This window comes from Shewanella sp. 553, from assembly GCF_059338375.1.
Window position 1 is genome coordinate 623,839 of the sequence record NZ_CM181701.1, and the last position, 19,049, is coordinate 642,887.

Annotated in this window: 18 protein-coding genes; 13 read left to right on the top strand and 5 right to left on the bottom strand. The window is 47.6% G+C overall.

The window, feature by feature from the left end:
* Positions 1-538: 538 nt before the first annotated feature.
* Complete coding sequence (dauA, locus tag AC5YBZ_RS02830; RefSeq protein WP_494543399.1) at positions 539-2,227, top strand: C4-dicarboxylic acid transporter DauA; 1,689 nt, start codon at positions 539-541, stop codon at positions 2,225-2,227.
* 331 nt (positions 2,228-2,558) lie between these two features.
* Positions 2,559-4,025 carry a carbon starvation CstA family protein gene (locus tag AC5YBZ_RS02835; protein ID WP_475515823.1) on the top strand — a complete coding sequence of 489 codons (1,467 nt, stop codon included), beginning with the start codon at positions 2,559-2,561 and terminating at the stop codon, positions 4,023-4,025.
* 78 nt (positions 4,026-4,103) lie between these two features.
* Here AC5YBZ_RS02835 and AC5YBZ_RS02840 read toward each other — a convergent pair whose 3' ends face one another.
* The gene (locus AC5YBZ_RS02840; RefSeq protein WP_475515824.1) at positions 4,104-4,736 is read right to left on the bottom strand and encodes a flavin reductase family protein; all 633 of its coding nucleotides are present in this window, start codon (positions 4,734-4,736) and stop codon (positions 4,104-4,106) included.
* 172 nt (positions 4,737-4,908) lie between these two features.
* On the opposite strand from AC5YBZ_RS02840, the gene AC5YBZ_RS02845 reads away from it, so the two are divergent.
* Positions 4,909-5,403 (top strand): peptidylprolyl isomerase, encoded by a 495-nt coding sequence (locus tag AC5YBZ_RS02845; protein WP_494520079.1) that lies wholly within the window; start codon positions 4,909-4,911, stop codon positions 5,401-5,403.
* Here the strand turns inward: AC5YBZ_RS02845 and AC5YBZ_RS02850 are convergent.
* The gene (locus AC5YBZ_RS02850) at positions 5,400-5,735 is read right to left on the bottom strand and encodes a thioredoxin family protein (protein ID WP_475515826.1); all 336 of its coding nucleotides are present in this window, start codon (positions 5,733-5,735) and stop codon (positions 5,400-5,402) included. The two genes, AC5YBZ_RS02845 and AC5YBZ_RS02850, sit on opposite strands and share 4 nt — an antisense overlap.
* Before the next feature lie 338 nt (positions 5,736-6,073).
* Between AC5YBZ_RS02850 and AC5YBZ_RS02855 the strand changes: the two genes are divergently transcribed.
* Together AC5YBZ_RS02855 and AC5YBZ_RS02860 are read left to right on the top strand one after the other, a co-directional pair.
* The gene (locus tag AC5YBZ_RS02855; RefSeq protein ID WP_475515827.1) at positions 6,074-7,285 is read left to right on the top strand and encodes an NnrS family protein; all 1,212 of its coding nucleotides are present in this window, start codon (positions 6,074-6,076) and stop codon (positions 7,283-7,285) included.
* 141 nt (positions 7,286-7,426) lie between these two features.
* Positions 7,427-8,749: an ammonia-forming cytochrome c nitrite reductase subunit c552 gene (locus AC5YBZ_RS02860; RefSeq protein WP_494524788.1), complete on the top strand. Its 1,323-nt coding sequence runs from the start codon at positions 7,427-7,429 to the stop codon at positions 8,747-8,749.
* A 176-nt stretch (positions 8,750-8,925) separates the two neighbouring features.
* Here AC5YBZ_RS02860 and AC5YBZ_RS02865 read toward each other — a convergent pair whose 3' ends face one another.
* Positions 8,926-9,669, bottom strand: a complete 744-nt coding sequence (locus AC5YBZ_RS02865) for a DUF481 domain-containing protein (RefSeq protein WP_494520078.1) — start codon at positions 9,667-9,669, stop codon at positions 8,926-8,928.
* 240 nt (positions 9,670-9,909) lie between these two features.
* Here AC5YBZ_RS02865 and rpsF point away from each other — a divergent pair, with 240 nt between their 5' ends.
* From rpsF to rplI, 4 genes are read left to right on the top strand one after another with little or no spacing between them, the layout of a single operon-like run.
* The gene (gene rpsF, locus AC5YBZ_RS02870) at positions 9,910-10,320 is read left to right on the top strand and encodes a 30S ribosomal protein S6 (RefSeq protein ID WP_110457147.1); all 411 of its coding nucleotides are present in this window, start codon (positions 9,910-9,912) and stop codon (positions 10,318-10,320) included.
* Between the two features lie 8 nt (positions 10,321-10,328).
* A complete protein-coding gene (gene priB / locus AC5YBZ_RS02875; protein ID WP_110457148.1) occupies positions 10,329-10,634 on the top strand; it encodes a primosomal replication protein N in 306 nt (101 codons plus the stop codon).
* An 11-nt stretch (positions 10,635-10,645) separates the two neighbouring features.
* On the top strand, positions 10,646-10,873 hold the full coding sequence (rpsR, locus tag AC5YBZ_RS02880; protein WP_011867078.1) for a 30S ribosomal protein S18: 228 nt from the start codon (positions 10,646-10,648) through the stop codon (positions 10,871-10,873).
* A gap of 27 nt (positions 10,874-10,900) precedes the next feature.
* Positions 10,901-11,353 carry a 50S ribosomal protein L9 gene (rplI, locus tag AC5YBZ_RS02885; RefSeq protein WP_475515829.1) on the top strand — a complete coding sequence of 151 codons (453 nt, stop codon included), beginning with the start codon at positions 10,901-10,903 and terminating at the stop codon, positions 11,351-11,353.
* Between the two features lie 149 nt (positions 11,354-11,502).
* Here the strand turns inward: rplI and AC5YBZ_RS02890 are convergent, their stop codons facing one another.
* Positions 11,503-13,707, bottom strand: a complete 2,205-nt coding sequence (locus AC5YBZ_RS02890; protein WP_494520077.1) for a S46 family peptidase — start codon at positions 13,705-13,707, stop codon at positions 11,503-11,505.
* 123 nt (positions 13,708-13,830) lie between these two features.
* Here AC5YBZ_RS02890 and dnaB point away from each other — a divergent pair, with 123 nt between their 5' ends.
* The gene (gene dnaB / locus AC5YBZ_RS02895; protein WP_110457153.1) at positions 13,831-15,237 is read left to right on the top strand and encodes a replicative DNA helicase; all 1,407 of its coding nucleotides are present in this window, start codon (positions 13,831-13,833) and stop codon (positions 15,235-15,237) included.
* Between the two features lie 101 nt (positions 15,238-15,338).
* Positions 15,339-16,415, top strand: a complete 1,077-nt coding sequence (gene alr, locus AC5YBZ_RS02900; protein WP_494520076.1) for an alanine racemase — start codon at positions 15,339-15,341, stop codon at positions 16,413-16,415.
* A 73-nt stretch (positions 16,416-16,488) separates the two neighbouring features.
* Here alr and AC5YBZ_RS02905 read toward each other — a convergent pair whose 3' ends face one another.
* The gene (locus tag AC5YBZ_RS02905) at positions 16,489-16,953 is read right to left on the bottom strand and encodes a chemotaxis protein CheX (RefSeq protein ID WP_494520075.1); all 465 of its coding nucleotides are present in this window, start codon (positions 16,951-16,953) and stop codon (positions 16,489-16,491) included.
* Positions 16,954-17,358: 405 nt separating this feature from the next.
* Here AC5YBZ_RS02905 and dusA point away from each other — a divergent pair, with 405 nt between their 5' ends.
* Together dusA and AC5YBZ_RS02915 are read left to right on the top strand one after the other, a co-directional pair.
* Positions 17,359-18,348 (top strand): tRNA dihydrouridine(20/20a) synthase DusA, encoded by a 990-nt coding sequence (dusA, locus tag AC5YBZ_RS02910; protein ID WP_494543400.1) that lies wholly within the window; start codon positions 17,359-17,361, stop codon positions 18,346-18,348.
* Positions 18,349-18,673: 325 nt separating this feature from the next.
* Entirely contained in the window at positions 18,674-18,964 is a 291-nt protein-coding gene (locus AC5YBZ_RS02915; RefSeq protein ID WP_494520073.1) for a hypothetical protein, read from the top strand.
* Positions 18,965-19,049: the final 85 nt, after the last annotated feature.

Genomic DNA, 19,049 nt, shown 5'->3' on the forward strand with positions numbered 1-19,049 from the left:
CGTTAAGCGCTGAGCTTATGCATGCAGAGTTGCCTCGTCGGTGTGGGGTTAATCCCCGCTCTCCTGCTACCTTCATCCGAACGGATCCCTTTTACAGATAAAGTGATACCACTTGAGTCTGTAAAGGGGCTGATATCATGCGCTAATTGCGGTTGTGGCTCAAGGGTGTAACTTCACATTTGTGTATTATCTCGGCCGCTCGCTGATTTTTTGAGCGGGTGTCAGTAGCGGTTAATGACCTTAGTGAATCTTGGCTTTATCTAGGCTTAAAGCCTCAGTGGTAAATTATTTATGCCCAGCCCCTTACATCCATGCGTGCTGTAGGTTTACAATAAAAAACCATAATCACGCTGTGGTTATAAAACTCTTATGTTGCTAAGCGCTTTTGCTTTTTCGCACACAGAGACTCTAAGGTGTATCGTCACCTCATTGACTTGCCCAAACTTGCCCTAGCGCAAACAAGCCGTGATCTGGACTCATTACACTCGATAGCCCGTTAGTGTGTTGCAAGCGTTAGCGTTACATTATCGGGATTAAGATGTTATCAGCACTGAAAAAATCATTGAGTAAACCGCTTTCTGGCGTCGAGTTGCAAGCCAATGTGTTGGCGGGCTTAACCGTTGGCGTCATCGCGCTGCCCTTATCTATGGCACTGGCTATTGCTAGCGGTGTGCCGCCGCAACATGGCCTGTATACCGCTATGGTCGCTGGGGCAATTATCGCCATTACCGGGGGCTCTAAAGTCAATATTTCGGGGCCAACAGCAGCCTTTGTGGTGATTTTGCTGCCGATAGTACAGCAGTTTGGCTTAGGCGGTTTGCTGCTGAGCGGTTTTATGGCGGGCATGATTTTAGTGCTGATGGGCATGGCGCGGCTGGGTAGGCTGATTGAGATAGTTCCCTATCCTGTCACGATAGGCTTTACCGCTGGTATCGGGGTGGTGATCGCCACATTACAAATTAAAGACTTTTTTGGTTTGAGTGTGGCGCCTGTAGAAGGTCACTATTTACAACAGGTGTCGGCCATAGGCTCGGCGTTTTCTAGTATCACTTGGCAGGAAACCTTGATTGGTGCAATCACTTTAATGGTGTTATTGCTGTGGCCAAAGTTGCGCTCAAAAATACCGGCACACTTAGTGGCACTGACCGTTGGCGCCGTCGTGGCGTGGTTATTAACCCAAGGGCTAACGGATTTTAGTGTGGCGACCATAGGTAGCCGTTTTCATTATGAAATTGGTGGGGTGGCAGGGCAAGGGATCCCGCCGTTATTGCCCAGCTTTACTTGGCCATGGGAGCTTCCCGATGCCAGTGGCGCTCCCATAGGATTGAGTTTTGAGCTGATTAGGCAGCTGTTACCTTCAGCAATCACCATCGCCATATTAGGCGCATTAGAGTCTTTGTTATGTGCGGTAGTAGCCGATGGGATGTCGGGCAAACGGCATCACTCTAATGATGAGCTGATTGGTCAGGGGATAGGCAATATGGTGGCGCCCCTGTTTGGGGGGATCCCCGCCACGGCAGCCATTGCCCGCACGGCGGCGAATGTGAAAGCGGGGGGGAGCTTGCCACTGTCGGCGGTGGTGCATAGCGGGTTTATCTTATTAAGCATCTTAATGTTGTCCCCGTTATTAGCTTACATTCCGATGGCGTCGATGGCGGCATTACTGTTAGTGGTTGCCTGGAATATGAGTGAGGCGCGCCATTTTATGCGCACGCTCAAGATCGCGCCTAGAGACGATGTGGTGATTTTACTCGCCTGTTTTTTACTGACCGTGTTATTTGATATGACCATTGCCGTTGCGGTCGGTATGGGAATGGCGGCAATCTTGTTTATCCGCCGCAGCATAAGGTTGAGTGGTCCTAAAGCGATGAAGCTCGACCATGAACAGTATGCGATTCCTGAGCAAGTGGTTATTTACGATATCGATGGGCCGCTGTTTTTTGGCTCGGCGCAAAAGGCGCTGCAAACCATCACGGCGGTGCGCCCTGACGTACGAGTGGTGATTTTAGATATGTCCCATGTCACCTTGCTCGATATGAGTGCCATTGTCGCGATGGAATCGATAGCTCAGCAACTGCAGAGCAAAAATGTGGCGCTGATCATTAACAATCTGCAGCCGAGAATGATCCTTAAATTACGCCGCGCAGGCATAAGAAAGCGCCAGGGTAAGGTGGCCTATGCGCGCCACCTTGAGGACAGTTTAACGCTCGCCAAAACCTTATTATAAAGGATAGTAGACCGCTTAGGTTACTGTTACCTAAGCGGTTATGTTTATCCCTGTTTAGCTTACTTCTCGATGAAACCCTGCTATAGAGAATTAAAAATTTAACCTTGGTAACTGTTATTGTTAATGTTATTTCTTGCGCCGCTGTAGTAGGATTCAGCAACCTCGTTACAAGCCGTTTGCAGGATGCTTACAAGTGACGACGGTGTAAAACTGAGTGCTATCCTGTTGAAGGGGGCATGAGCTATTCAACCTTTCACCAGTAGACCGCTTAGTATAAGTTACTGAAAATATAAAAATTAAAACCTACTCATAAATACGGATGGTGATAACAATGCTAATATTCTTTATTTGTATTGGGTTACTCCTACTGGCTTATAAATTTTACAGTCCTTTTGTAGAACGTCAGGCGGGTATTGACCCTAACGCAAAAACTCCTCAATCTCGTTTCAATGATGGCGTCGATTATGTCGAAGTGCATCCGGTTAAGGCGTTCTTAATTCAATTTTTGAACGTGGCGGGTGTAGGGCCGATTTTCGGTCCTATCTTGGGGGCGTTATACGGTCCAGTAGCGCTCGTCTGGATTGTACTGGGTAACATTATTGGTGGTGCGGTGCATGACTACTTCTCTGGTGTATTAAGCATCAAAGAGGACGGTAAGAGTCTGCCTGAAATTGCCGGTCATTATTTTAATATCTATTTTAAAGCCATCATGTTGATCTTTACCGCCATGCTGCTGTTTTTTGTGGGCGTGGTCTTTATCATGAGCCCAGCAGGATTGCTGAGTAATTTGGATTTTTTCAAAGACACCATCTTTGCTGAAAATACCTTTTGGGTATTGGTTATCTTGGGCTATTACTTTTTAGCAACCTTGCTACCAATCGATAAAATCATCACTAAACTCTATCCATTTTTTGGATTACTGATGATTGTTATGACAGTATCGATTGCCGTAGCTTTGTTGTTCAGTGCGCCGCAACTGCCAGAGATGGGCGATATCTTTGCTTATTTCGATCACAGCCATTACAACAACGACCTGTTGGCGCCCAACCCTGATGGATTACCAGTTTGGCCCCTGCTGTTTGTGACTATTACTTGTGGTGCGATCAGTGGTTTCCACTCGACACAGGCTCCTATCATGGCGCGTTGCTTAACCAATGAAAAATATGTGCGTCCAGTGTACTACGGCGCAATGATGTCAGAAGGTATTGTGGCGTGTGTGTGGGCTATGGCAGGTATTGCGGCGTTCCCGGGCGGTTATGTTGAGCTAAAAAGTATTCTCGATGCAGGCGGCCCTGGCCTAGTGGTAAATCAGGTAGCGACCACTTACCTAGGCGTTGCTGGCGGTATTATGGCGATTATTGCCGTGGCCGTGTTTCCTATCACCTCGGGTGATACTGCGTTTCGCTCATTGCGATTAACCATTATCGATGCCTTTAAGATCCCACAGAGCATTCGTAATCGTCTCTTTGTTGCTGTCCCTATCTTGGTGATCGCCTACTTTATGACCAAAATTGACTTCTCTTTGGTATGGCGTTATTTCGCCTTCTCTAACATGTTGTTATCGACCAGTGTGTTGTGGTTAGCGACGAAGTACTTGTTCGATCGTGGCACCATCCACTGGATCGTCAGTCTACCGGCGACCGTAGGTACCAGTGTGACCGTCTCTTATATCGCCACGGCAGGGATAGGTTTAGGGCTTGAGCAATCATTGAGTCAGCCCATCGGTATCGCGGCTGGGGTGATCTCCTTAGTTGGTATCATCATCGCAGACAGAAGACGTAAAGTCGCAGTCGCATAAGCGGTCTGAGTGACTCTTGTTAACAACCGCTCCATGTTGCATGGGGCGGTTTTTTTATGGGTAGTCATTGTAGTCAGATTAAAATGCAGTAGGACGAGTTAAGTCGAAACGCTGCGCTTCTGAAATACCGTAATAAGCCGATGGGCCGCCGGCTCGCAGCACAGGCTCGGCCAGCGCCGTTTGATAAACACCTTGAGCGTCAAGCAGATGCGGTGCAATATGCACCGCAACCACTTCGCCAAGTACTAACCAAGTATCAATTTTGTCCCCGTTAGCCGCCTGCAGTTGAATGCATTGCGATAGCTTACATTCAAAATTCACTGGGCTTTGTGCCACCCTATCGGCCGCCACGAGAACGCCTGGGGCAGGAGTGAGCCCGGCAAACTCAAATTCATCTCGCCCATGGGGTAAGGCCGCCGAAGTTTGGTTCATCTGCTCGGCTAAGGGGCGCGTTGCTAAATTCCAGACAAATTGACCCGTATCGACAATATTGGCCACGCTGTCTTTATAGCCGACGCTGGCAAAGCCGATGATGGGCGGATGATAGTTAAAGCAGTTAAAAAAGCTATAAGGTGCCAGATTGCGATCACCTTGCGCATTGCGTGAGGCGATCCAGCCAATAGGGCGCGGGCCAATAATGGCATTTAAGGGGTCATGGGCTAGGCCGTGGCCGTTGCGGGGTTCATAAAAGTAACGCTTATCTGTACTCATATTGCACCTAAAGTGATTGCCTGTAAGAGCCATTTAAGCGCCAATTGCGACTGAATACAAACAGCGCAGGGCTGTTTATTCCAGTGGGCTGCGCGATGTTGCCAGGAGTGTTCTCGTCATCTGAGGGCTGCGCTATACTCGCAGGCATCTTATGTCACAGGACACCTGTTTAATGATTATTTTGACCACCAATTTAGGTGATATAGAGATTGAGCTCGATATGCAACGGGCGCCGATCAGCAGTAAAAACTTTCTCAAATATTGCCAAGAGGGATTTTTTGAGGGGACCATTTTTCATCGAGTGATTAAAGGTTTTATGATCCAAGGTGGCGGTTTTAGCGTCGATATGCAGGAGAAGCCAACGCGAGCGGCTATCGTTAATGAAGCCAATCGTGGCCTTAGCAATGTAAAAGGCACCATTGCCATGGCGCGTACCGATGCGCCTCATTCGGCCACCGCTGAGTTTTTTATTAATCTGGCCGATAACACCTTTTTGGATCATGTGGCCACGACTAATGCCGGCTGGGGATATGCGGTGTTCGGTCGGGTGCAAGCGGGTATGGATGTGGTCAATCAAATTGCCTTGCAAAAGACTCAGTCGCAAGGCAAGCATGATGATGTTCCTGTTAAGGCGATAGTGATTGAAAAGGTCACCATTGTTAATTAGTCCAACATGTAATAGGGGCGAGCAATCGCCTCTTTGAGCTCCCTTATCGAAAACACCTTAGAGAAACGACCAAAAGCTTGCCCCTGGAAATAGAGTTCTACTACAGGCAGGCTAAATACATGGTGCGCCGCTGCAATGGCGGGGTGTGCATGGCAGTCGATATAAGCCCACTTCATCTGACTAAACTCATCCCTCAGCATGTCACCTATTCGCGGTTTAATGCTCTGACAAACCCCGCAATGAGTGGCACCAAACAATAACAGCACAGCATTATTTTGTTGCAGCAACTGGCTAAGTTCAGTGGCGCAGTGGATCTCAATTAGCGTGGTCATGATGATTAACCTTGTGGGTTTGCGAGGCGATATAAGTCGGCATCATCGAGGCTACGACCTGACTTTTAACTACCTCTAAAGCGGTATTTTTGCGACATATGATAGCGTAATTTGTCTAGGCAGATCACACTTCTCAATATAGGAAAGTTTATCGGTTGTCGCTGATGGCAGCTGTGGATACACTTAAATTATAAGTTGCATTTATAATGTGTGTTTATTTGGGCGCTGAGCCACAGTATTAATGGACATGCCTGACTGAATACGTCAAGAATGGCCATTCAATGAGGTTAAGTGATTTTTAATCAGCTAATTATGTTGAATGTTATATTGGAATAGTCATGTTGAATATCGATGATCCACGCGCAACAGAACAAACACCAGCCATATGGCGTTTAGGCTTTCGGCCATTTTTCCTCGGGGGAGCCATACTGGCCACTTTGTATATCCCTTTGTGGTTGGTGACTTGGTTTTTGCCGCAATTTAGCCTGTTTTCCAATCAATTCTGGCTTAAGGTGGTGCCATTATGGTGGCATCCCCATGAGATGCTATTTGGTTTTGCCTTGGCGATTGTCTGCGGTTTCTTACTGACATCGGTGCAAACGTGGACCAATCAACCTAGCTTAAAAGGGTATCGATTGGCATTGACGTTCGGTTGTTGGTTGATGGCTAGGTTATTGTTGTTATTGCCTATGGCGCTGCCGCTATGGTTACCGTCGTTATTCGATTCACTGTTTTTAGCCATCACGGCTATAACCTTATGGCGCTGTATTTATAAAGTTAAGCAGTGGAATAACATTGGTTTTCCCATCATGTTACTGCTTGCCTTAGTGATTAATTTACTCAGTTACTACGCGCTCAGTGAGCGTAATTTCACCCTTAGTCAGCAGATTTGGCAGGCGATGTTATGGTGGCTGGGACTGTTGATCACCATAGTGGGTGGGCGCGTTATCCCCTTCTTTACGGCTATGCGCATTAAGCAGTCTAAGCCCAATCCCATCGTCATCTTAGACCGTTGCCTCATCCTGTTAATGCTGACGCTTGTGCTGCAGGCAATGGTGAAGGTCATACCAGCTAATATCGAGCAAGGCTTGCTGGTCGTTGCCGCCCTGCTGCATTTCGTGCGCTGGTCTCGTTGGTATCCTCATAAAACCTTGGGTGAACCTTTGTTGTGGTCGCTGCACAGTGCTTACTTATTTTTGCCCATTACCTTGGCTGCACTGGCGTGGAATATTGATGATGAGAATGCTTACCGTCAACTACTGCACCTATTTGCCATCGGCACGCTCGCCGGGATCTGTTTGTCGATGATCTCGAGGGTATCGCTGGGTCACACCAGTCGCAATATTTATCAGGGGCCCAATATGGCTATCGCCTTTATCGGATTGATCCTCGCGGCCTTACTGCGTGCGGTTTTACCACTGCTGTGGCCGCAATATGCTCAGACCTGGCTATGGTTAGCGGCGGGGTGTTGGACCGTCTCCTTTGGGTTGTTTGTGTGGTTTTATCTGCCGATCCTCACTCAGCCCAGAATAGACGGACGCCCTGGCTAGCAGGTGCTGCTCGATATCGGTATGAATATTGTGTTAAACGTTGTTAAAGAGGGATGATTTATAATGTTGTTTAATAAAGGGTTATTCGGCTCTGCCCTAGGGCGAAACAAAGGCTTGCTATTAACGCTATTGGGTAGCGCTATGTGGATAAATTATGGCTACGCCCTGGCAGAGTCAGCCAGTCCTGAAACGATGCAGGCTAAGTTTCCTAATCAATATACGAGCTGGGCGGCGACATCAGAGCAGGAGGAGCGGACCGATATGCTGGCCAGCTACCCAGCTGCTATTGTTTTATGGGCTGGCTCTGCATACGCCAAAGAATATCACAGCCCTCGCGGTCATCATTTTGCGGTGGCCGATGTCAGTCATACTTTACGTACGGGCGTGGCGCCAGCTGCTGGGGAGCAAGGCCTATCGGCGAGTTGCTGGACCTGCAAATCACCGGATGTGCCGAGATTAATCGATAAGCTGGGTGTAGAAGGATTTTCGGCGCAAAACTTTACCGATCTCGGCAGCGAAATGAACAGCGTGGTGTATTGTACTGATTGCCATGTCAGTGGCTCTGCCGAATTAAACTTACCGCGCCCGCACGCTCAAGATGCCATGGCTAAGGTGCACCTGCCGTTTGATAAACAAGACAGTAATATGCAGGGAGCCCAGGTGTGTGGCCAATGTCATGTGACCTATTATTTTCAGCCTGAGCGCAGTAATAAGGTTAACATTCCGTGGATATTTGGCAGCACCGCCGACCTTATCGAGAAATATTATGATGCGCGTCGTTTTTACGAGTGGATCCATCCCATCTCGAAAACCCCTATTTTAAAAGCGCGCCACCCTGAATTTGAACACTGGAGTCGCAGCCAACATGCTGAAGCAGGCGTCACCTGTATTAGTTGTCATATGCCACCGGCAAAAGATGCTACGGGGAAAGAGTTCACTAATCATCAAGTGAGTGACGCGTTATCGAATTATGAGCAAGTGTGCCAAGACTGTCATGCTAATAAGACCGATTTGGTTGGCCGGTTGCAACGGGCCAAGATGCAAATTGACGCTAAGGCTCGTGAGGTAGAAGATTTGTTGGTAAAGGCACATTATGAAGCGGGCGCCGCCTGGGATGCGGGCGCGAATTGGCCGATGATGAATGATGCCATCATGGCTATTCGGCATGCACAGTGGCGCTGGGATTTTGCCATGTCGTCACATGGTTTGTACGCTCATAATCCTCAAGAGGGCAATGCGTTACTCGACAAGGCGATTAATCAGGCTAATGAGGCGCGCGGCCATTTGGCTGGTGTGCTGAAAGAGTTAGCTGTCATCCAAGTCAGCTACCCCGATATATCGACGAAACAGGCGGCTCAGCAGGCGGTTGGTATTGATTTAGACAAGTTAAATGCACAGAAGCGAGCTTTTATTAAACAAGAGGTTGATAAGCATTGGTCTGCAGTGAGTCGTCATGGTTATTAACTTGATGGATTAACGGCTGTTAATTATAACAAGGGATCAAAGATGGGTGAGCTTCGCCAAGAGAGTCGCCTGTGATAGGCGCAATCGTCATCATGATTGCGCCTTTTTATTGCATCGGGCTTATAGGGTAAGGCCGTAATGTATGCTGCAGTTGAGGCGGTTGTTTAATATGACGATTATTGAAAGGTATAGAGTAGGTTGAAAGTGGTTACGGTATCGGTTTGTTTCGAGCCTTCGGGCACCACTTCGGTGTACTTAACGTTCATGCCGATTTTAAAGGCCCAATCTTGGAACAGGGTATTCTTGTAACTTAAATCTAGGGTTAAGGTGTTGTTTTCTTCGCCAGCTTCTGCGGTCAGATCGGCGTTAAAGCTAGTGTATTCATGGATACGTTGCTCCAATTTGGCTGCGGTACGTAAAATGATATCGCGATCGGCGGCGGGGGCGGGAATGTCATCGGTTACCGCTGGTAAATTATAACGATAACCAGGACCTACCTCTAAACTGAGGCGGGTGTTATTGTCGCTGATCACATCGAAACCATAGCCAGTTGAAACGGTAGAGCTGCGGGTATAACTACCGAAGCGGTCTTCAATAAAGTCGCCGCGAGCAAACACATAGCCGCTGTAAAATTTATAACTGGACTGTAGCTGTAGATCGTACTTTTCCGAGGTGGTTTTTTCCGCATCGGCGGCGTAATAGGCTTTTATCACCCCTTCTTGACGGTACACCGCCGTATCGTAAACCAATTTTGTTCGGCCGTTAAAGCTACTGGAGTCGGTGTTACCGGTGTTGATCTGTAAACCCGCTTCGATTTCGGCAGAAAAATCACTGGGGGGCTCTTGGTAGTCGGGCGGAACAAGTGCCCAGGCGCTGTAAGAAAAACAGAGTGTGACGAATAAAAGAGTAGCTCTTACCATTATTATTATTCTTAATTTGCTTAAGCGAGCCCAGATTTCGGTGCTCGTCAATACGACAGCCCAATATGATAGCGTTTTCATGCCCTGTCGGTAAAGTGCAACGGCTTAAGATATCGCTTGAATTTTGTTGCTTGTGCAGGTAATATTCCGCGGCTTAATTCAGTCACTTTAATTAGTTCCTTGCCTCTATTTGGTCTGACTGAGCCAACAACGAGGCTAGATAACCGTAAGGAGCAAAAAATGCGTCATTATGAAATCGTATTTTTAGTTCACCCTGATCAGAGTGAACAAGTGCCAGGTATGATCGAACGTTACACGGGTATTCTTACCCAAGCTGGCGGTCAAATCCATCGTTTAGAAGATTGGGGCCGTCGTCAACTGGCTTACCCAATCATCGAATTGCATAAAGCTCACTATGTTCTTATGAACGTAGAAGCAACTGCAGAATCGGTTGAAGAGCTAGAAACAGCTTTCCGTTTCAACGACGCTGTTCTTCGTAGCATGGTTATGCGCACTAAAGGTGCCATCACTGAAGCTTCTCCAATGGCTAAAGCAAAAGACGAGCGTGATTCACGTCGTTCTAGCGAAGATCGTCCAGTTGCTGATGCAGCTGATGAATCTGAAGAAGCCGCTGAAAACACAGCAGAGTAAGTTTTTCTGTGTCCACCAATAACTTGGTGTTGTCTGGAACCATAACCCGTTCTAGAAGCTTTAAAAGCCCTGCTGGTATCGCGCATTGCGTGATTATGTTGGAACACAAATCACAGTGTTATGAAGCTGAAATGCTCAGAAACGTATACTGTCAGATACAAGTCATATTGAGCGGCGAACGCTTTGAAAGCGTTACAGACAAACTGAAATCCGGGGTGGATATCGAGGTTCAAGGTTTTATTGCTCTGCAACAAGGGCGAAATGGCCAAAACCGTTTGGTATTACACGCTGAAAATGTCGAATTGAAAACTTAGGAGACTGTCACATGGCACGTTATTTCCGTCGTCGCAAGTTCTGCCGTTTCACTGCAGAAGGCGTTACAGAGATCGATTACAAAGATATCGCTACTCTAAAGAACTACATCACTGAAAGTGGTAAAATTGTTCCTAGCCGTATCACTGGTACAAACGCTAAATATCAACGTCAACTAGCTCGCGCCATTAAGCGTGCTCGTTATCTTTCTCTACTGCCGTACACTGATTTACATCAGTAATACTGCATCAATTTAGAGGAATATAAAATGAACGTTATTTTACTTGATAAAATCGCTAACCTAGGCAACTTGGGTGACCAAGTTTCTGTAAAAGCGGGTTACGCACGTAACTACCTTTTACCACAAGGTAAAGCTGTTGTTGCTAACACTGCTAACACTGAAGTTTTTGAAGCACGTCGTGCTGAACTAGAAGCTAAGTTAGCTGCTGATCTAGCTGCTGCAAACGAGCGCGCTGAAAAGATTAACGCACTTGAGCCAGTTGTTATCGCTTCTAAAGCGGGTGACGAAGGCAAGCTATTCGGTTCAATTGGTAACCGTGATATCGCTGATGCAGTTACTGCTGCTGGTGTTGAACTTGCTAAGAGCGAAGTTCGTCTTCCACTAGGTGCTATCCGCACTACTGGTGAATACGAAATTGATGTTCAAGTTCACACTGAAGTTAAAGCTGTAGTTAAAGTTTCTGTTGTTGCAGAAGCTTAATAACTTAGCTTAATCGCTTTAAAGAGAGCACCGCACTAACGTGATTAGAGCGGTGTTTTTTTATGCCTAAAATAAGCGACTAGCAAGTTGGTAATTTTAAACCGGCAATAAAAAACCACCCGCAGGTGGTTTTGATATAGCCTAGGCGGTTAATTACTGACGAGTGTTAGCTCATCAAGCAGATTATCGGCATGATCCACCTCATCCATCATCCACAGGATATACCTAAAGTCGACGTGCACAGCACGTGTAATGGTTGGGTTAAAGAACCAATCTTTAGTGATCGCCTCATAGGTCGAGTCAAAATTCAGCCCCACCAGTTCACCTTTGCCGTTAAACACCGGTGAGCCTGAGTTACCTCCCGTGGTATCGACACTGGATAGAAAGTTAACCGGCACCGAGTCGAAGCGTTCAGGTTTATCTATACAAGAAAACAGACGGCACAACCATGAGGCGGGATCTTGATAAACCGACTCCACTTGGTGACTGCCGTAACGCTTAGCGGTAATGGCATCTAATACCTTTTGCGGCGCATTAAATGGCGTGACGCCAGTATGTTTAGCCGCAAGTCCTTCTAAGCGGGTAAAGGGCTGTTTATAGAGGGCATCTTTTGATTGATAACCATCGACCATACCGTAAGTGATGCGCAAAGTACCGTTAGCATCGGGATACACTGGCCAATCGTTTGCCTTGTAGTAGGCGATAACCGCTTGCATATAATCTGGGCGGGCTTTAGACAGTTTACCGGCTAAGGTCTTTTGCGCTTGCTCTTGTGCCATATTGGTGTCGTATAGGGCAACCGCTAAGCGAATAAAGGGATCGCTACTGCTTTCAAAGGCATTAACATCGGCATCCATCCAGGCTAAACGTTTAGCTTGATCTGTAAGTGAAGTTAATGAGTAGAGGCCGTCTAATTTATCTGACAGCGTGATGTTACTCCCTTCGGTGTTGAGCATCTCGTCGAGCTCAGCCACTCGATGTTCTTGCGCCAGATACGCGTTAAGATCCTGCAGCCATAACGTCTTATCAACGGAAATGGCAAAACGTGAATCGATACGTTTAAGACGCGCTTTAAACATCTTCATGTCACGGGTTTGATAACCCTCTTCACGCTCAGCATCGGGCTTGGTTTGCTCTTTGGCTAAGCGGTAAAGCTGATTGGCCGCAGACAACAAGGCGCTAGACTGAGCGTTGTCGAAGAAGTAGCGCCGTTGCTGCGCTGCACGTTGCTCAATCAATAAGGCTTCGAGTTGGTCAAATTTGGCTTGGTAGTGCTGATACTCACTATCGTTTGCAAGCCAGTGGCTAAAGCTATCTTCGCGTGACTGTTTGATGCTCGCAATATCGGTAGCCTTAAAACCATCGAGTAGACCATTGTACTTTTTCATGCGATTAGCCATCGACAGTAGCGTGCCTGCATATTTGATGGCTACATCCGTATCATGTTCTCCCATGGCTTCGAGGGTATCGATACGCAGTTGATAGCGCGTAGCGAGGGTAGGGTAGAGCCAGTCGCTGGCAAACTTAAGTTCACTGGTGAGGCGGTAACGGCTGGTCGAACCCGGATAGCCTGCGGCAAATACGCCGTCACCGGCTTTGACGCCATCGCGGTTAATCTTGAGGTAGCTTTTAGGGGTAAAGGGCACGTTGTCAGCTGAATATGCCGCAGGCTTACCATCTTTGCCTACATAAGCGCGCAAGAAGGTAAAGTCGCCCGAATGGCGCGGATATTCGTAGTTATCGATATCACCACCAAAGGCGCCCACGCTCTCTGGTGGGGCATAGACCAGACGCACATCACGAATGATTAACTGCTTGATAAGGTAGTATTCTAAGCCGTTATGAAAACTGCGTACCGAGCAGCGGTAGTTTTCATCGCTCTCACACTGTTTGATTAAGGCTTTGCGATGGGTTTGGATTTGCTCAAACCGTTGCAGTGGATCGTCGCTTAATTGGTGTTTGACTTGGTCACTCACATCGGTGACCGCCTCGGTAATATACAGGCGCTCATTAGGGCCCGCCGAGGGTTCATCGCTCATTTTTTTGGCTAAGAAGCCGGTTTCGATGTAGTTATGTGCTTTTTTACTGTTGTATTGGATAGCCTGATAAGCACAGTGGTGATTAGTCACAACTAACCCTTGGGGGGATACGAAACTGGCGGTACAATACCCGAGGCCAACAACGGCATTCATTGGGTATTGGGTCAGATCGGCGAGTTGCTCTGCTGCAATGTGAATACCGCGTTCGCTAAGTTTATCGGCGATTGACGGCATCTGATAAGGTTGCCACTGCCCTTCATCGGCTATGGCGATGCCTGATGACAGCATTAAGGCTGCAACCAATGCTTTGCGCATGTTTATTCCTTAATTATTATAGGTGTGTTTGTTGGATTAACTGGCGTAGGCTGCCAGTTATGGCTCTGCTTGACCCCAGTTTTATATCATATTTTGCCTAATTGTTGGAAATTTGGAGAGTAAATGGCACAGCAAGGTAGTTTTCAGGCTAAGAAAAAGCCCAGAGATTTACAACTCGATGCATTAAAGATGCCGCCACATTCGATTGAGGCCGAGCAATCTGTGCTGGGTGGTTTGATGTTGGACTCTGACGCGTGGGATAAAGTGGCTGAGGCCGTGGTAAAAGAAGATTTCTATTCCCGTTCTCACCGGATGATCTTTATGGCGATGGAGTCTTTGGTGGCTGCCGGCCAACCGATAGATTTGATCACCGTATCAGAGCAGCTCGAACTTGAAGATAGTCTTGAAGATGCCGGTGGTTTTGCCTACTTAGGTGAAATTGCTAAAAATACCCCAAGTGCAGGTAATATTTTATCCTACGCCTCTATCGTGCGTGAGCGTGCGGTGGTACGCGAAATGATTAAAGTCGCCAACGAGATTGCCGATGCCGGCTTTAATCCTGAAGGACGAAACTCGGGCGAGCTACTGGATTTAGCCGAGAGTAAAGTCTTTAAAATCGCCGAGCAGCGCACCAATGCCAATGAGGGACCAGAAGGCATTAAGACCATTTTGGAAAAAACGGTCGATAAAATTGAAGCCCTATATAACAACCCGCATAACGGTGTTACCGGGGTATCGAGTGGCTTTGGCGACTTAGATAAGATGACCGCCGGTTTCCAATCGGGTGACTTGATCATCGTGGCGGCGCGTCCCTCTATGGGTAAGACCACGTTTGCGATGAACCTGTGTGAGCAAGCGGCATTGAATGAAGGCAAACCGGTATTGATTTTTAGTCTCGAGATGCCTTCAGAACAGATCATGATGCGTATGCTGGCGTCGCTTGGACGCGTCGACCAAACCAAGATCCGTACCGGTCAGCTCGACGATGACGATTGGGCTCGGGTATCGTCGACCATGGGCATTATGCTCGAGCAGGGCAAGATGTATATCGATGATGGCTCGGGTTTAACGCCAACCGAGGTGCGTAGCCGCGCACGGCGGATTGCCAGAGAGCATGGCGGTTTGTCGATGATCATGATCGATTACCTGCAATTGATGCAGGTACCTGCTTTGTCAGACAACCGAACGCTGGAGATCGCCGAGATCTCGCGCTCGCTTAAAGCCTTGGCAAAAGAGTTAGAGATCCCAGTGATCGCACTGTCACAGCTTAACCGCTCGTTGGAGCAACGCGCCGATAAACGCCCTGTAAACTCGGATTTGCGTGAATCGGGTTCTATTGAGCAAGATGCGGATTTGATCATGTTTATTTATCGTGATGAGGTGTATAACGACGACTCACAAGATAAAGGCACCGCAGAGATCATTATTGGTAAGCAACGTAACGGCCCTATCGGCCGGGTGCGTTTGGTGTTCCAAGGCCAATATTCACGCTTTGATAACTACGCGGGTCCTCAATTCGAAGAAGATTAATCGCCAGTGGGGCAGGATGAAAGATGATTTATCTTGCCCCGCGAGCCGTTAATTTGCGCTATGTTGTTATAGGTTACTTGCTTCTAAAATAAGGTTATTGTTTGAAACCCTTTCCCCGTGCAGAGATCAGTGCCGCGGCGCTGAAATCGAATTTACGCCGATTACGCGAGCTCGCCCCCCACAGTAAGGTCATGGCCGTGGTTAAGGCTAATGGCTATGGTCATGGTTTACTGAATGTTGCTAACTGTCTATCGACCGCCGACGGTTTTGGCTTGGCAAGATTAGAAGAGGCGCTCGAACTCAGGACTGGTGGCGTTACTGCTAAACTGCTGCTGTTAGAAGGTTTTTTTCGTCAAAGCGATCTGGAACTGCTCGTCACCCATGACATAGATACCGTGGTGCACCACGAGTTTCAAATCGAGATGCTCGAGCAGCAAACTCTGACTAAGCCTGTGACCGTATGGCTAAAAATTGATTCGGGTATGCATAGGCTTGGCTTTAATCTGGCCCAGTTCAACGCCATTTATGCCCGTTTAATGGCGTGCCCGCAAGTGGCCAAACCTATCCATTTGATGACCCACTTTGCCTGCGCCGATGAGCCTGATAATCCAGCGACGGCGAAACAAGCCGAACGTTTTAATGAGATGACCCAAGGTCTGCCGGGATTTCGCACCTTAGCTAACTCGGCTGCAGCATTGTACTGGCAGCAAACACAGGCCGATTGGATCCGCCCAGGTATTGCCCTTTATGGTGTCTCACCCGTTGCCAATGACTTTGGCAGTAATCATGGTTTAGTGCCAGCCATGGAGTTGGTGTCGCAGCTCATTGCTGTTCGCGACCACAAGGCCGGCGATCCTGTGGGCTATGGCAGTTATTGGCATGCTAAGCAAGATACCCAATTAGGGGTGGTGGCGATTGGTTACGGTGACGGTTATCCGCGTAATGCCCCAGAGGGTACCCCAGTGTGGGTCAATGGCCGCTTAGTACCTATTGTTGGCAGAGTATCAATGGATATGCTTACGGTGGACTTAGGCATAGACGCCACTGATAAGGTTGGGGATGCTGTCATGTTGTGGGGCAAGGCGTTACCCGTTGAGGATGTTGCCGAGCATATTGGCACTATCGCCTACGAGTTAGTGACCAAATTGACCCCGCGCGTAGCCGTTTGCATGGACTAACGACAAATACCCCATTAGCGCTGATTTTTATAACGATTAACTACCTTAACGACCCAAGTCGTTAAGGTCTGTGTTAGCGTTCGAAACAGATTTCGATATAAGCGTTACCGAATTCGCTACTAAAAGGCATAACGATTTTTTGCCCATCTGATTTATGGGCTATGGTGTGTGCCTTACCCGATACCACTACTGGGGTCGCCATCTCAAAGTCGTAGCCCTTTTCCCCTAATAGTTTTTTTGCTCCGCCTGTCACCATGTTGGTTAATTCGCCGACCAGATCGGTGATCTCCTCGTTGATCTGTTGCGGCTTTTCTCCCAGCATCTTATGCATGATCTCAAGTATCAATGGCGCTTCAAAGGTGATCGATAGCGATCCCTTTGTCTGCGGCCCAACTAGGCCAATAAGTCCTGATACATCTCCCTTAGCGATATTATCTTGCTTTAAATTTGGCTTACCCGGCGTCAGTTGCATGTTCGCCATGGTCTCCAGCACATTGAGTAGCGAGGCTAAAAAGGGGTTAATAAAGTTAACATTCATGACGGATGAGGCCTTATCTCAAGTAGGGATTAATTCAAGGCTATAAGCTTAGGTGTATTTAGCGTTATAACACATTGTGGTTTGACCACCTTAGCATAGGCGTACCGATCTCGAGCAAGGGCTTTATTAGGCTTACGTGATCGTTTGACGTTTTTATAGGCGGCATTTGAAACTTGTCATTACTGTGTATTTTATTTGCTGGGTAAACATGTCAAGTAAGGCGCTGATAGTGGGGCAAGTAGCAAGGGGAAGGGGCATGACATGTATAGAGGATATTACAGGTAAGTTTGCCCGTTCTTTTTACGTCTCAATTGAACGCAGACCTGTGCATTCTCTAGTGGTCGAGGTAAAATGCGCGGTCACGCCCTTTACTGTGGCTTGCTAAACTAGGGGATACCGTTTTTTATGTCGTTAAATATCATGCCATCAGTCATCAATCGTACTTTCAGTATTGCGCCCATGCTGGATTGGACGGATAGGCATTATCGCTACTTTGCTCGCATCATGTCTGCTCAAGCTTTGCTGTATACCGAGATGGTGACAACGGGAGCGATTATCCATGGTAAGGGGGATTATTTAGCGTATAACGAAGAGGAGCACCCGCTTGCACTGCAACTTGGTGGGTCGAATGCGGTTGACTTAGCCACCTGTGCCAAATTGGCTGAGCAACGTGGTTATGATGAGATTAATCTTAATGTCGGTTGCCCGTCAGATAGAGTGCAAAATGGACGCTTTGGTGCCTGCCTTATGGCCGAACCTAAGTTGGTGGCCGAATGTGTCGATGCAATGCGCAGTGTGGTGGATATCCCCGTTACGGTCAAAACCCGTATTGGTATCGATGAGTTAGACAGTTATGAGTTTTTGACTGAATTTATCGACACAGTTAGCGCCGCAGGCTGTGACACCTTTATTATCCATGCCCGAAAAGCTTGGCTGCAAGGCTTGAGCCCCAAAGAAAATCGTGAGATCCCAGAGCTGGATTATCAGCGCGTTTATCGTTTAAAGCGCGATTATGCCGCGCTGAATATCTCCATTAATGGTGGCGTTAAAACCTTAGATGAATGTGCTGAGCATCTTAAACATCTAGACGGTGTAATGGTGGGGCGTGAAGCCTATCAAAACCCTTATATTCTGGCCGAAGTTGATCAATGCTTATGTGGTAGCGAAAAGCCTGTGTTGAGCCGAGATGCCGTGCTAGAAAAAATGCTCCCCTATATCGAAAAACACTTACAAGCAGGCGGGCGCTTAAACCATATCACTCGCCATATTACTGGGCTGTATCAAGGTGAAGTGGGCTCGCGAGCTTGGCGTCGTTATGTGAGTGAAAATGCCCACAAACCTGGCGCGGGTATCGAAGTGATCCATCAGGCCAGAGCCTGCATGGATAGTGTGTAAATAAGTACTATCCATCTTTATTGGATAACATCACGGTTTAATTCACTGTTACCTTGTTATGTCAGCGTAAGCCTTCACCTTCGGTGAAGGCTTTTTTGTTGCGCTCAGCTTTGATATGGGCGTTCAACATAGAGGGTAGTGAAAATGACCACTGCCTAGCGAAACTCGCTAACACCTACTGACTTGGTTAATGCTTGTTCGTTATTTGGGATAATGCCCATCTTGTGTTTTCTATTTTAATTCAGTTGCTTAGTTTGTTTTTGTCGAGTTGGCACACCGCTTGTATTGTCTTATTTATCACCATTCAACAACAAAGGGTAAGACCATGAACAAGTTAACTAAGATGTCATTAATCGCTGCCACATTTATCGGGGTTAGTTTTTCTGCAACGGCAGAGGATTTTATACCCAATGACATCAGCGCCACTTTGGAGCGTCAGTTAGCGGCGCAAATGCAAGAGGCGATCGCTATTGCTCAACAAGAATTAACATTGTCACTGCAGGCGCAGTTGTCGGAGTCGCTGTTTGATAGTGGCTTTGAGTCATCTAACCCGGTGCTCGATACGGTAATGCCAGAGCAACATCCTGTGATTGCCAGTGTGAGCCAAAAGGACTAGGCAGATGTATTTTGTGGAGCTGGCATTGATTTTATTGTTACCTGTCTTAGGTTTTGTGATTTGCGCGGCACTGGTGTGCACAGTA